Annotated in this window: 14 protein-coding genes and 1 pseudogene; 7 read left to right on the top strand and 8 right to left on the bottom strand. The window is 66.3% G+C overall.

Going from position 1 to position 12,049, the window contains the following annotated elements; genetic code table 11:
• The 4 genes from C3Y15_RS32005 to C3Y15_RS25105 form a co-directional block, all read right to left on the bottom strand.
• The coding region (locus tag C3Y15_RS32005) for a hypothetical protein (RefSeq protein WP_208328104.1) at positions 1–243 on the bottom strand (243 nt) is incomplete at its 3' end.
• A 49-nt stretch (positions 244–292) separates the two neighbouring features.
• Positions 293–487 (bottom strand): hypothetical protein, encoded by a 195-nt coding sequence (locus tag C3Y15_RS25115; RefSeq protein ID WP_045577964.1) that lies wholly within the window; start codon positions 485–487, stop codon positions 293–295.
• Between the two features lie 193 nt (positions 488–680).
• Entirely contained in the window at positions 681–905 is a 225-nt protein-coding gene (locus tag C3Y15_RS25110) for a hypothetical protein (protein WP_011882255.1), read from the bottom strand.
• Between the two features lie 269 nt (positions 906–1,174).
• Positions 1,175–1,378 (bottom strand): cold-shock protein, encoded by a 204-nt coding sequence (locus C3Y15_RS25105; RefSeq protein WP_006485974.1) that lies wholly within the window; start codon positions 1,376–1,378, stop codon positions 1,175–1,177.
• Between the two features lie 224 nt (positions 1,379–1,602).
• Between C3Y15_RS25105 and C3Y15_RS25100 the strand changes: the two genes are divergently transcribed.
• From C3Y15_RS25100 to C3Y15_RS25080, 5 genes are all read left to right on the top strand, one after another.
• Positions 1,603–1,887, top strand: a complete 285-nt coding sequence (locus C3Y15_RS25100) for a hypothetical protein (protein WP_124259677.1) — start codon at positions 1,603–1,605, stop codon at positions 1,885–1,887.
• Positions 1,884–2,813 (top strand): TauD/TfdA family dioxygenase, encoded by a 930-nt coding sequence (locus C3Y15_RS25095; protein WP_034195078.1) that lies wholly within the window; start codon positions 1,884–1,886, stop codon positions 2,811–2,813. The genes C3Y15_RS25100 and C3Y15_RS25095 overlap by 4 nt, the downstream gene beginning before the upstream one ends.
• A 43-nt stretch (positions 2,814–2,856) precedes the next feature.
• A complete protein-coding gene (locus tag C3Y15_RS25090) occupies positions 2,857–3,912 on the top strand; it encodes an ABC transporter substrate-binding protein (RefSeq protein ID WP_011882253.1) in 1,056 nt (351 codons plus the stop codon).
• Positions 3,913–3,985: 73 nt separating this feature from the next.
• Complete coding sequence (locus tag C3Y15_RS25085; RefSeq protein WP_059559671.1) at positions 3,986–4,981, top strand: ABC transporter ATP-binding protein; 996 nt, start codon at positions 3,986–3,988, stop codon at positions 4,979–4,981.
• The gene (locus C3Y15_RS25080; protein ID WP_069246486.1) at positions 4,978–5,865 is read left to right on the top strand and encodes an ABC transporter permease; all 888 of its coding nucleotides are present in this window, start codon (positions 4,978–4,980) and stop codon (positions 5,863–5,865) included. Before C3Y15_RS25085 ends, C3Y15_RS25080 begins: the two co-directional genes overlap by 4 nt.
• 296 nt (positions 5,866–6,161) lie before the next feature.
• Here C3Y15_RS25080 and C3Y15_RS25075 read toward each other — a convergent pair whose 3' ends face one another.
• On the bottom strand, positions 6,162–7,571 hold the full coding sequence (locus C3Y15_RS25075) for a PLP-dependent aminotransferase family protein (protein ID WP_069246487.1): 1,410 nt from the start codon (positions 7,569–7,571) through the stop codon (positions 6,162–6,164).
• A gap of 212 nt (positions 7,572–7,783) precedes the next feature.
• On the opposite strand from C3Y15_RS25075, the gene C3Y15_RS25070 reads away from it, so the two are divergent.
• Both C3Y15_RS25070 and C3Y15_RS25065 read left to right on the top strand, forming a co-directional pair.
• Complete coding sequence (locus C3Y15_RS25070; RefSeq protein ID WP_014724869.1) at positions 7,784–7,966, top strand: hypothetical protein; 183 nt, start codon at positions 7,784–7,786, stop codon at positions 7,964–7,966.
• A 123-nt stretch (positions 7,967–8,089) separates the two neighbouring features.
• Positions 8,090–8,731, top strand: a complete 642-nt coding sequence (locus C3Y15_RS25065; RefSeq protein ID WP_011882249.1) for a LysE family translocator — start codon at positions 8,090–8,092, stop codon at positions 8,729–8,731.
• 5 nt (positions 8,732–8,736) lie between these two features.
• On the opposite strand, the pseudogene C3Y15_RS32610 reads toward C3Y15_RS25065, so the two are convergent.
• From C3Y15_RS32610 to C3Y15_RS25050, 3 genes and pseudogenes are all read right to left on the bottom strand, one after another.
• Positions 8,737–8,900: pseudogene (locus C3Y15_RS32610) on the bottom strand (ISNCY family transposase); the annotation flags it as partial.
• Between the two features lie 225 nt (positions 8,901–9,125).
• On the bottom strand, positions 9,126–10,571 hold the full coding sequence (locus C3Y15_RS25055) for an NAD-dependent succinate-semialdehyde dehydrogenase (protein ID WP_011882248.1): 1,446 nt from the start codon (positions 10,569–10,571) through the stop codon (positions 9,126–9,128).
• A 157-nt stretch (positions 10,572–10,728) separates the two neighbouring features.
• Positions 10,729–12,036 (bottom strand): cytochrome c, encoded by a 1,308-nt coding sequence (locus C3Y15_RS25050; protein WP_069246488.1) that lies wholly within the window; start codon positions 12,034–12,036, stop codon positions 10,729–10,731.
• Positions 12,037–12,049: the final 13 nt, after the last annotated feature.

The following is a 12,049-nucleotide window of genomic DNA, read 5'->3' as shown; positions in this document are numbered from 1 at the left end:
CATCGGGGGAGCGGCGAAGACGATCCGTGCGTCGAGTACGCTGGAGGGTCGCCGAGCATGCTCCGAGCTCGTGGCCGGGTGGGGAAGGTGATGAAAGCGGCGTCGGTCGACGCCGGAAGGCGGAAATTGCAACGACTCCGCAAAAGGCACCGCGTCGTCGTGGATATCAGCAAGCGCGTGACGCTGTGCCGCCCAAGTGGATGCGGCGCTGTCGCCGGGCGTTTCGCCGTTGCGCGCCTGCATCGCGGGAAACGGCGCGCTGCCCGTCGGGCAGCACGCCGTTTCCGCAGGCTCACTGCTTCGTGCCCGAGTCGGACGGTTTCACTTCCGACAGGTCGTCTTCGCGGACTTCGGCTTGACGCACCGTCGTGCCGTCGTCGCCGGTTTCCGAAATATCGGTTTCGAAGGTCGGCTGAGCATCGTTACGTTGTTCGTCGGGCTTCGTGTCGCCCGTCGACTTGCCTGCGTGTTGCTGTTGACGTGTCATATCGCTCTCCTGGTCGCAACCTGAGAATGTTGCGCATCCACGGCGTGAGCAAGGCGTGGGCCACGTGCTTGTGTTGTCGCGACAAGCCGGCGCGGCGTGCGGTTTGGCTGCGCCATGCGCGGCCGAAGTCGTAGAGCGAGGATTGCTATCTCGCGTTCCGCCGCGAACGAACGACGCCCGCGCGGTGTTGCGTTCAGCCGCGCGTATCGACCCAGTTGCGGGCCCAGCGAGCCGAATGCTGCAGCGCCTGCCGTTCGCTCGGGAAGTAGTCGAGCGAATAGAACTGGTAGCGGCGATCGGCGCAGCGGCTGTCGATCGGCTCGAGCAGCAGGTTGGATGAATAACTGCCGTCGGGCAAGCGATGCGCCGAAGGCTGGATGGCATAGCCGTTGTACTGTTGTGTTTGGTTGTGTTGCATTTTGATTTTAATAATATTCGAGCGCGCGCATGCCGTGCTGAACGGGCGCGGATTTACAGCCGTTACTAGCTGAATCCGGCGCAATAAGAGCGCGCAAAAGAGAGTCACCGGCCGACGAAAGCGCGAGACGCAACGACGCATGCGACGCGTGGCAGGCGGTCGAATCAACGGCCGCAGCCTAGCACCGAGCGCGTGCGCTTCAGGAAGACGACGTGTCGTGGAGGGGCGCTGCGCCCCGCGTCCGTTCCCGGACGTCGGGCGCTTGAGACTTACAGCGGCTTGATGTTGGCCGCCTGCAGACCCTTCGGGCCTTGCTTCGTTTCGAAGCTCACTTTTTGATTTTCGGCGAGCGTTTTGAAGCCGTCGGCGCGGATTTCGGAGAAGTGAGCGAACAGGTCGTCACCGCCATTGTCCGGGGTGATGAAGCCGAAGCCTTTGCTGTCGTTGAACCATTTGACGATACCGGTATCCATGATGAATCCTTGAGCAGTAAATAGGAGATTTGCTCTGTTGTAGAGCGTTTGAAGCGTCAAGGAGAGAGAGGACAACGAATACCGCTGAGGGGCGAGACATTGATGAACAGCAATCGGACTTCTTGGACTTCGGTGCGTACACTAACCGCCGCGAATGCTTGAGTCAACGCTTATCTTGTAACTGTGTCGCCGGGCCGTCCGTTTTCGCTGCGACGCGATGTGGCATGTCGCATCGCGCACGCGTCGGCGGAGCGACAAACGCTTCGACCCTCGGCCGTCCTTTCAACCGAGAGCACACCGAAGGCGTGCGTCGCACGATCGCTGCATATCGACGCGCGCCGACATCCGACAGTCGGCCGCATGACCTGATTTCCTCGTCCGACAGGCCCGCCGCCCGAGCGCCGATCCTTATCGCTGCGGCAGATAAACGTATCGAAATCGCTTCGTTGACGCCGTCCGGCATGGGCTCGAAGATTCGCCTTTTCATCGAATCAGGGGCGCTATCGTGACGACTCCCGCCATCCACGCCGCAACAGCGGCGCGCGTCGGCCATCAGCCTGCACCGTCGTTCGAGGCCGCCGCGCAGCGGTTCGACATCATCCCGCTCGATGCGCCGGTCGGCGCAGAAGTCGTCGGGATCGACCTGTCGCAACCGCTGGACGCGGCCGCTTTCACACGCATCCATCGCGCGCATCTCGACCATCACGTGCTGGTGTTTCGCGACCAGCGCATCACGCCGGAACAGCACATCGCGTTCAGCCGCCGCTTCGGCCCGCTGCAGATCCACGTGCTGCACCAATTCGCGCTGGCCGGGCATCCGGAAGTGCTGATCGTGTCGAACATCGTCGAGAACGGCAAGCCGATCGGGCTCGGCGACGCCGGCCATTTCTGGCACTCCGATCTGTCGTACAAGGAAAAACCGAGCCTCGGCTCGCTGCTGCATGCGCAGGAACTGCCGGCCGAAGGCGGCGACACGCTGTTCGCCAACATGCATCTCGCATGGGATACGCTGCCGGCGCACCTGCGTCGCGCGGTCGAAGGGCGGCGCGCCGAACATACCTATCTCGCGCGCTATGCGGAGCTGCAGGCACGCAACCGGTGGCGGCCCGTGCTGTCGGCCGAGCAGCTTGCGCAAGTCGAAGCGGTGGTGCACCCGATCGTGCGCACGCATCCGGAGACGGGCCGCAAGGCGCTGTTCGTGAGCGAGCATTTCACGACACGCATCGTCGACCTGCCCGCCGACGAAAGCCGCGCACTGCTCGACGAACTGTTCGCGCACAGCGTGCGGGACGAGCACCTGTATCGCCATCGGTGGCGCGATCACGACCTCGTGTTCTGGGACAACCGCTCGCTGATGCATCTCGCGGCCGGCACGCCGGACCATCTGCGCCGCAAGCTGTACCGCACGACGATCGAAGGCGACGCGCCGTTCTGAGCGCCACGTTTCGTCCCGACGCCTCGTTTCTGCTGGAGTTCCGATGTCGTTTCCTGTTTCGCCGGCCCTGCGCCGCACGACCCGTTCTGCGCGCCGCGCCTTGGCCGTCACGCTCACCGCCGCGCTGGCGTTCGTGGTCGCCGGCACGCCGCGCCCCGCACACGCGGAAGGCCGCATCCGCATCGCCGAGCAGTTCGGCGTGGTTTACCTGATGCTGAACGTCGCGCGCGATCAGCAACTGATCGAGAAGGAGGGCCGCAAGGCCGGCGTCGACATCAAGGTCGACTGGGTGCGGCTGTCGGGCGGCGCGGCCGTGAACGACGCGCTGCTGTCGGGCGCGGTCGATATCGCCGGGGCGGGCGTCGGGCCGCTGTTGACCGTATGGGACCGCACGCGCGGGCGGCAGAACGTGAAGGGCGTCGCCTCGCTCGGCAATTTCCCGTACTACCTGGTCAGCACCAATCCGAACGTGAAGACGATCGCCGACTTGAGCGCGAAGGACCGTATCGCGGTGCCGGCCGTCGGCGTGTCGGTGCAGTCGCGCGTGCTGCAGTACGCGGCCGCGAAGCAGTGGGGCGACAAGCAGTTCGATCGTCTCGATGCGCTGACGCAGGCGATCCCGCACCCGGATGCAACGGCCGCGATCCTGGCGAACAGCAATGTGATCACCGGGCACTTCGGCAACCCGCCGTTCCAGGATCAGGAGCTCGCCGGCAATCCGAAGGCGCACATCGTGCTCAATTCCTACGATGTGCTCGGCGGCCCGAGTTCCGCGACGGTGCTGTATGCAACGGAGCAATTCCGCGACGCCAATCCGAAGACGTATCGCGCGTTCGTCGCGGCGCTCGCCGACGCCGCGCGCCAGATCGCAGCCGACCCCGAGCGCGCGGCCGACACGTACCTTCGCGTGAACGGTTCGAGGATCGATCGCGCGTTGTTGCTGAAGATCCTGCGCAATCCGCAGGTGCAGTTCAAGACGGCTCCCGAGAACACGCTGAAGCTCGCGCAGTTCATGTATCGCACCGGCGCGATCCGCAACGAGCCGAAATCGTGGCGCGATTACTTCTTCGACGATCCGGCGACGGCCGGCGGTAGTTGATCCGACGCCGAGCCGACGCTGCCGCGTCGCGATCGCCGCTTATGCGGCTGCGCGGTTTCGATATGCGCAATCGTTGGTTGGGCCGTGCGCCACACCGCCGTATGTTGATGATTTACCCGCGAGAGTTTCCATCGTGAACGCCACTTCTCCGTCGATCGGCTTGCCGCCGTACGCGATGCGCGGTGCGGCCGCATCGGCCGTCCATCCCGTCACCGACGCGCGCGACGCGTCCGCGCCTCAGGCCGCAGCGGCCGGCGCGCCCAGCAAGCGCCTGCTGGCGATCGAGCGCGTGAGCCTCGAATACCGGGCGGGCGCACGCATCGTGCGCGCGACCCATCAAGTCAGCTTCGACGTGTACGGCGGCGACCGTTTCGTGCTGCTCGGCCCGTCCGGCTGCGGAAAATCCACGTTGCTGAAGGCGATCGCGGGCTTCATCGAGCCCGTCTCGGGTTCGATCGCGCTCGACGGCCGGCCCGTGCACGGCCCGGGCCCCGATCGCATCGTCGTGTTCCAGGAATTCGACCAGTTGCCGCCGTGGAAGACGGTCGTCGAGAACGTCGCGTTTCCGTTGCGTGCTGCCGCGAAGCTGTCGCGGGCCGAAGCACGCGAGCGTGCGCTGCACTATCTCGACAAGGTCGGGCTCGCCGCGTTCGCCGACGCCTATCCGCATACGCTGTCCGGCGGCATGAAGCAGCGCGTCGCGATCGCGCGCGCGTTGGCGATGCAGCCGCGCGTGCTGCTGATGGACGAGCCGTTCGCCGCGCTCGACGCGCTCACGCGGCGCAAGATGCAGGAAGAACTGCTGCGCCTCTGGGACGAATTCCGCTTCACGCTGCTGTTCGTCACGCATTCGATCGAGGAGGCGCTCGTGGTCGGCAACCGGATCCTGCTGCTGTCGCCGCATCCGGGACGCGTGCGCGCCGAGCTCAACAGCGACGAGCATTCGTTCGACAGCGTCGGTAGCGGCGACTTCCGCGCGAGCGTCGCCCGCATTCATCATCTGCTGTTCGATGCCGACGCGTTGGGCGAAACGCACGCCGCATCGACCACGGAGGCCACTGCATCATGACCACGATCGATCCTGTCCTGCCGCCGTTGCCGCCCGTTCGTGCCGAATACGTGCGCACGCTCGACGCGCTGCCCGAAGCCGCGCGTGCGGCGCCCGCGCCCCTGTTGCGCCGTATCGCCGGTGCGAGCGGCTTTCGCCGCGCGGTGATCGCGCTGGTGCTGATCGCCGTATGGGAAACCGTCGCGCGCATCGTCGCGAACGATTTGCTCGTACCGACCTTCGGCGCGACGCTCGTTGCGTTCGTGCAAGGCATCGCGTCGGGCGAACTGCTGGGGAAGACGGCCATCTCGATGTCGGTGCTGTTGCGCGGCTATGCGCTCGGCGTCCTGTTCGCGTTCGTGCTGACGTCGCTCGCGGTGTCGACGCGCGTCGGTCGCGATGTGCTGTCGATGCTCACGTCGATGTTCAATCCGCTGCCGTCGATCGCGTTGCTGCCGATTGCGTTGCTGTGGTTCGGGCTCGGCACCGGCAGCCTGCTGTTCGTGCTCGTGCACGCGGTGCTGTGGCCGCTCGCGCTCAGTATGTATACGGGCTTCGCCGGTGTGCCGGCCACGCTGAAGATGGCCGGGCGCAACTATGGGCTCAGCGGCCTGCGGCAGATCGCGCTGATCCTCGTGCCGGCCGCGCTGCCGTCGATCCTGTCCGGGTTGCGCGTCGGCTGGGCTTTCGCATGGCGCACGCTGATCGCGGCGGAACTCGTGTTCGGTGCGAGCGCCGGGCAGGGCGGGCTCGGCTGGTACATCTTCCAGAACCGCAACGAGCTGTATACCGACCGCGTATTCGCAGGTCTCGCGGCCGTCATCGTGATCGGGCTGCTCGTCGAGCATCTCGTATTCGATACGCTCGAGCGCATGACGGTGCGCCGCTGGGGCATCGCGCACTGATACGCAGCGGTCCGAGCGGGGGCGTTCGCTGCGCCGGCGTTAGCGCATGGTTGGGAACCTCGCCGGTCACCGGCAACACGGCCGAGCTGGTCACATCGGCTTGCGCGAAACGGCGACGACGGCGTCGGGTCATGCATTCTGAAGTCCGGCGGCGAAATCGGCAGCGACGTATCGTCGATCGCACGGACCCGCAAATGACGACGTGTTGTCGCGCAGCTGACCGGCCGTCCGCGACCGGCGCGGCCGTCGGAAGCCGGCCGCGTTTGCATCGCATCACATCCGCGCAAGACGGTCCGTCACGTGTCTCGAGCGAGGCCGGGGGCCGCGTCGATGAACGGCTCGGCAAGCGGATCGCTCGCCGCTGCGACGTTGAGCCGTACCCACGGCGTCGCCTCGCCGTTCGGCCGGTATTCGCGCCCGGGCGCAAGGTCGAGCCCGAACGTGCGCGCGGTGTCGCACAGCAGCGCGGAATCTTCCACGCCGGGCACGCGCGCCCACACGAACATGCCGCCGCTCGGCTGTTCGAACACTTCCCAGCCCGCATGGCGTAATCGCGCCACCGCGTTGGCCGACGCCTGCGCGAGGCGCCGGCGCAGCCGTTCCAGATGCTTGCGATGCGTGCCACGCTCGAGCAGCGACGCGACGATGCTTTCCGCGAGCCGCGCGCCACCCATGCTCGTGAGCGCCTTCAGCTCGACGAGCGGCTTGATCAGCTCGGGCCGCGCGGCCAGGTAGCCGATCCGCAGCGACGACGACAAAGCCTTCGAAAACCCGCTCAGATAGATCACCCGTTCGAACTGATCGAGCGTCGCGAGCCGCTGCGACGGCGCCACTTCGAAGTCCGCGTAGACGTCGTCCTCGACGAACGTGAAGTCGTGCCGATGCGCGAGCTGCAGCAGCCGGAACATCACCGGCGGCGCAATGTTCGTCGCCGTCGGGTTGTGGAACGCGGTATTGACGAAGAACAGCTTCGGACGATGTTCGCGCAGCAGCGCCTCGGTGATCTCGACGTCGGGCCCCGTCGCGCGGCGCGGCACACCGACGAGCTTCACGCCGTGCAGCTTCAGCAGCCCGAACAGGTTGAAGTAACCGGGATCCTCGACGAATACCGTGTCGCCCGGCTTCAGCATCAGGCGCACGACGAGATCGAGCGCGTGGCTCGCGCTGTGCGTGACGAGAATCTGCTGCGGCTGCGCGTGGATGCCGAGTGGCGCGAGATACCCGCTCAGGTACTGCCGCAGCAGCGGGTCACCTTGCGGCTGCGCATAGTCGACCAGGCTCGCCGCGTCGCTGCGCACGACGTGCCGTATGGCCTGGGCGATGCCGTCGACGTCGCGCCACGCAGCCGGCATGAAGCCGCTCGACAGCTTGAGGCGATCGTCGGTCGACGCGAATTGCTCGAGGATGTGGCCGGATTCTTCCTCGGCGATCTGCGGATCCGTGCCGCCGACCGGCGCGCTGCGGTCGAACCGGTCGGTCACGTAGAAGCCCGCGCCGTGACGCGGCTGGATCAGGCCGCGGGCCGCGAGCGTGTCGTATGCCTCGATGACGGGGAAGCGGCTGATCTGCTGGTCGGCCGCCATCTTGCGGATCGACGGCAGTTTTACGCCGCTGCGCAAATGTCGCGAGCGAATCATCTGTTCGAGCTGGCGAGCGAGTTGCTCGTTGAGCGGGACGCCGGTCGTCGTATCGAGCGCGAGTTTCATTTGACACCATCGTCAGGAAGGGCGGGCAAAGTGTTCGGCGAAATGCCCGAACACTTTGATAGTGATTGTTTGGTTGTGTTCATTCCGGTGAGCGGATTCTAGTCGAATAATCGCTACCGCAGGCGTTCGGTGGGGCCGCTGTCGAACCGTAGCGGCTAGGGCGATCACATGCGCGAAATCGGGCTGTTCCGAATGGAAAAGGCGGTACGCCCATGCGCCTCGGTAACACCCATGTTTTCAACGTCGCGATGAGCGTGCCGCTGGTCGTCTCGCGGGTGCCGGCACTGCACGGCGTGGTCGTGAAGGAGGGCGCGACGCCGCCGCTCCGCATCGGTTCGGCCTGTCATCGGGCCGTGCGCTGTCTCGACCGAGAACGCCGGGACGAGCGCCTGTAAGGGCGGCGTGAGCCGCGGAGGTGGATTTCCGACGGGAAGAAAACTCGATCACGGTTGTTTCACACGAGCACGGCGGCGCGCAGCGGAACGGCCGCGCGTGGCGATGAGCACAAGGACCCTTAGATGAATCTCGCGCACTTCTCCAGCTTCGGCGTCGCGGTCGCCGTCTACCTGATCGGCACGGCGATGCCTGGGCCGGGCAACCTGTCGATCGCGAACGCGTCGCTCAACTACGGACGCATGCCGGGCCTCGCGACGGCGGCCGGCGTGATCTCGGGCTCGCTGTGCTGGGGCGTGACCGCGGCGGCCGGCGTGTCGGCGATGCTGTTGTCGTACCGGCCGCTGCTCATGTGGCTCAAGATCCTCGGCGCGCTCTATCTGCTGTGGCTCGCGCACAAGGCGGTTCGGACGGCGTTCTCGTCGCGCGATCCGATGAAGGCGGCCACGCAGACGCGACGCGGCGGCGCGGCGGTGTTTTATCTGCAGGGACTCGGCATCCACCTCACCAACCCGAAGGCGATTCTGTCGTGGTTGACGGTGACGACGCTCGGTTTGTCGGCGAACTCGCCGGCGTGGACGAGTTTCATGCTCGTCGCCGGTTGCGCGACGCTCGGCTGCATCGTGTTCACGACGTACGCGCTTGCGTTCTCGTCGCATTCGGCCGGGCCGTTCTTCACGCGCACGCGCAAGCCGTTCGGTCTGTTTTGCGGCGCGTTCTATTGTGTGCTCGCGGCGGGCTTCATTCGTTCGATCGCCTGGCAGTGACGTGGCGGCCCGTGATCACGCAATCGGCCGACCCGTCGCCGGATCTGCCGGCTCGTCAATTCCAGCCGTTCGGCTGCACGCCACGGCTTGAGCTCGCCGTTACGTCCTGAATGATCTTGAATCGGTCCAGTTCGCGCATCGTCATCGAGATCCGCTCCGTTGCAGCCATCGCAGCCTCCGGCGCCGGGAAATCGGCAGCCGGACAGCTTACGCGCCCGAAAGCGGACATTTCTAAATGGCTAGAACACGACATTTCTAAAAAGCTACTACATCGCTCAGATTGATAATTCACGTTATGTAAAGTCTAAAATAGGCAACTCAAACCCAGCACCACCAACCACCCCTCAACCGCGCGCCGCGCGAAACGCGGCGCGCGCACGGCATCACCTGACCATCAAACCGCCATCACCGTCACCGACTTCGTGACGAGATACGGTTCGAGCGCTTCCGGCCCGCCTTCCGACCCATAGCCCGAATCCTTGACGCCACCGAACGGCATTTCCGGCCACGGCGTAGCCGGCTGGTTGATCCACAGCATCCCGACTTCGAGTCGCTGCGTCAGCAGATGCACGTTCGCGAACGAACGCGTGAACGCGTAGCCGGCCAGCCCGAACGGCAGACGGTTCGCTTCCGAGATCGCATCCTCGAGCTTGTCGAAGCCGCGAATCGCAGCAACGGGGCCGAACGGCTCGTTGTTGAACACGTCGGCTTCGAGCGGCACGTTCGCGATCACGGTCGGCGCGAAGAAGTTGCCTTCCGAGCCGATCCGCTCGCCGCCGGTCTCGATGCTCGCGCCGACCTTGCGCGCGTTCTCGACGACCGACGCCATCGCGGTCAGCCGGCGCGGATTCGCCAGCGCGCCGAGCGTCGTGCCTTCGTCGAGACCGTTGCCGATCTTGAGCCCCTGCGCATGCGCAACCAGCGCACGCGTGAATTCGTCGCGGATGCTGTTGTGCACGAGGAAACGCGTCGGCGAGATGCACACCTGGCCCGCGTTGCGGAACTTCGCGCCACCGGCAGCCTTCACCGCGAGCGCGACGTCCGCATCCTCGGCGACAATCACCGGTGCGTGGCCGCCCAGCTCCATCGTCGCGCGCTTCATGTGCTGGCCGGCCAGCGCCGCCAGCTGCTTGCCGACCGGCGTCGAACCCGTGAACGTCACCTTGCGGATCACCGGATGCGGAATCAGATACGACGAGATTTCCGCGGGATCGCCATATACGAGACCAACGACGCCCGCAGGCACGCCGGCGTCGACGAACGCGCGCAACAGCGCAGCCGGCGATGCCGGCGTCTCCTCCGGCGCCTTCACGAGGAACGAGCAGCCGGTCGCGAGCGCCGCGCACAGCTTGCGCACGACCTGGTTGACCGGGAAGTTCCACGGCGTGAATGCCGCGACCGGACCGACCGGCTCCTTCACGACCATCTGCTGCGCGCCGAGATTGCGCGGCGGCACGATGCGGCCGTACACGCGGCGGCCTTCGTCCGCGAACCATTCGATGATGTCGGCTGCCGACAGTACCTCGATGCGCGCTTCCGTCAGCGGCTTGCCTTGCTCCTGCGTCATCAGTTGCGCGATCGCATCGGCGCGCTCGCGCACCAGCGCGGCGGCCTTGCGCATCGTCGCCGCGCGCTCGTGCGCGGGCACCTTGCGCCACGCTTCGAAGCCGCGCTGTGCCGCGGCAAGCGCGCGGTCGAGATCGGCGATGCCCGCGTGGGCCACCTTGCCGATCGCCTTGCCGGTCGCCGGGTTCACGACGTCGATCGTCTTGCCGCTCGCGGCGTCGACCCACTCGCCGTCGATCAGCAGTTGTGTATCCGTATAAGTCACGTTAGCCATCCAGACACCCCTACTTTGCGTCGATAAATCGCGCGCTGCCGCGAACGGCCGCGCGCCGGTTGACAGAAAAAGCCGCGCTACCGCGCGCGGCATGCGGCAGCTCGACGACAGGCACGCGGTACGCGCGCCCGTCGTGGTTCGCCGCACCCGGCCGGGCTCAACGCGCGGCCGCCGTCGCCTTGCGGAGTTTCGCGACCTCCGCAGCCTGCACGGCCGGCGCGCCGTTGTTCCAGCCTGCGCGCATGAACGTCAGCACATCGGCGATCTGCCGGTCGTTCAACTGGTCCGCGAACGCCGGCATCGGATACGCCGACGGCACGCCGCCGATGACGAGCGTGTCGCTTCCGTTCAGCGTCACGTTGATCAGCGACGACGCATCGGCTTCGAGCACGTTCGGGTTGCCGGCGATCGGCGCGAGCAGCGGCGCATAACCGCGACCGTCGGCGCCATGGCAATGCAGGCAGTAAGCGTTATACACCTTCGCGCCCGGATCGTTCGCCGGCCGACCCAGCGCGACCTGCGTCGCCTTGGGATCGTAGCTGTAAGGCGGCGCACCCGTGCCGCCCGCCGCCGGCAACGATTTGAGGTAGCGCGAGATCGCCGCCAGATCGTCGTCGCTCAGCGCCTGCGTGCTGTGGTTGATCACGCCGACCATCGCGCCGAATGCGGTCGCATGCCGGTTCGCGCCGGTCTTCAGGAACTGCGCGACCTCGGCGTCGCTCCAGCGGCCGAGCCCGGTATTGGGCTCCGCCGTCAGGTTCGACGCGAACCAGTTGTCGAGCGCCGCACCGGACAGGAACGCACTGCCGCCCTCGTCCAGCGCCTTTTCCTGGAAGCCGACGCCGCGCGGCGTATGGCACGACCCGCAATGGCCGAGACCCTGCACGAGATACGCGCCGCGATTCCACGCCGCATCCTTGGCCGGCTTGTCGGTGTACGGCGTCGTGTCGAGGAACACGGCGTTCCACAGCGCCAGCGGCCAGCGCATGTTGAGCGGCCACGGAATGTCGGAAGCACGATTGGCCTGCTTCACCGGCTCGACGCCGTGCATGAAGTACGCGTACAAAGCCTTCACGTCGTCGTCGCGCAGTTTCGCGTACGACGGATACGGCATCGCCGGATACAGCCGATGGCCGTCCTTCGCGACGCCCGAGCGCAGCGCGGCCGCGAACTGCGCCTCCGTGTAGCCGCCGATGCCGGTGTCCGGGTCGGGCGTGATGTTGGTCGTGTAGATCGCGCCCATCGGCGTGGCCATCTTCAGGCCGCCGGCGAACGGCGCGCCGCGCGGCGCGGTATGGCACGCGATGCAGTCGCCGGCTTTCGCGAGATACGCGCCGCGCTCGACGAGCGCGCTGTCGGCCGGCGCGGCGCGCGCCGCGAACGGCGTCAGCGCGGCAAGCGCCAGCAGCGACGCACCGAGCATGCGCACGGCACGATTCACGGGATTCAGAGACAGATTTTGCATGGTTCGTTCTCCC

This window comes from Burkholderia sp. B10 (assembly GCF_004368385.1).
Taxonomy (GTDB): domain Bacteria; phylum Pseudomonadota; class Gammaproteobacteria; order Burkholderiales; family Burkholderiaceae; genus Burkholderia; species Burkholderia vietnamiensis.
Note: the sequence above shows the minus strand (reverse complement) of the source record. Positions and strands in the feature narration are given on the sequence as shown.

Excerpts from the sequence above, each read along its gene's own strand:
- C3Y15_RS25105 (WP_006485974.1), bottom strand. The coding sequence starts at position 1,378 with ATGGATACCGGTATCGTCAAATGGTTCAACGACAGCAAAGGCTTCGGC.
- C3Y15_RS25090 (WP_011882253.1), top strand. The coding sequence starts at position 2,857 with ATGTCGTTTCCTGTTTCGCCGGCCCTGCGCCGCACGACCCGTTCTGCG.
- C3Y15_RS25115 (WP_045577964.1), bottom strand. The coding sequence starts at position 487 with ATGACACGTCAACAGCAACACGCAGGCAAGTCGACGGGCGACACGAAG.
- C3Y15_RS25075 (WP_069246487.1), bottom strand. The coding sequence starts at position 7,571 with ATGAAACTCGCGCTCGATACGACGACCGGCGTCCCGCTCAACGAGCAA.
- C3Y15_RS25110 (WP_011882255.1), bottom strand. The coding sequence starts at position 905 with ATGCAACACAACCAAACACAACAGTACAACGGCTATGCCATCCAGCCT.
- C3Y15_RS25070 (WP_014724869.1), top strand. The coding sequence starts at position 7,784 with ATGCGCCTCGGTAACACCCATGTTTTCAACGTCGCGATGAGCGTGCCG.
- C3Y15_RS25100 (WP_124259677.1), top strand. The coding sequence starts at position 1,603 with ATGTCGCATCGCGCACGCGTCGGCGGAGCGACAAACGCTTCGACCCTC.
- C3Y15_RS25050 (WP_069246488.1), bottom strand. The coding sequence starts at position 12,036 with ATGCAAAATCTGTCTCTGAATCCCGTGAATCGTGCCGTGCGCATGCTC.
- C3Y15_RS25065 (WP_011882249.1), top strand. The coding sequence starts at position 8,090 with ATGAATCTCGCGCACTTCTCCAGCTTCGGCGTCGCGGTCGCCGTCTAC.
- C3Y15_RS25055 (WP_011882248.1), bottom strand. The coding sequence starts at position 10,571 with ATGGCTAACGTGACTTATACGGATACACAACTGCTGATCGACGGCGAG.
- C3Y15_RS25080 (WP_069246486.1), top strand. The coding sequence starts at position 4,978 with ATGACCACGATCGATCCTGTCCTGCCGCCGTTGCCGCCCGTTCGTGCC.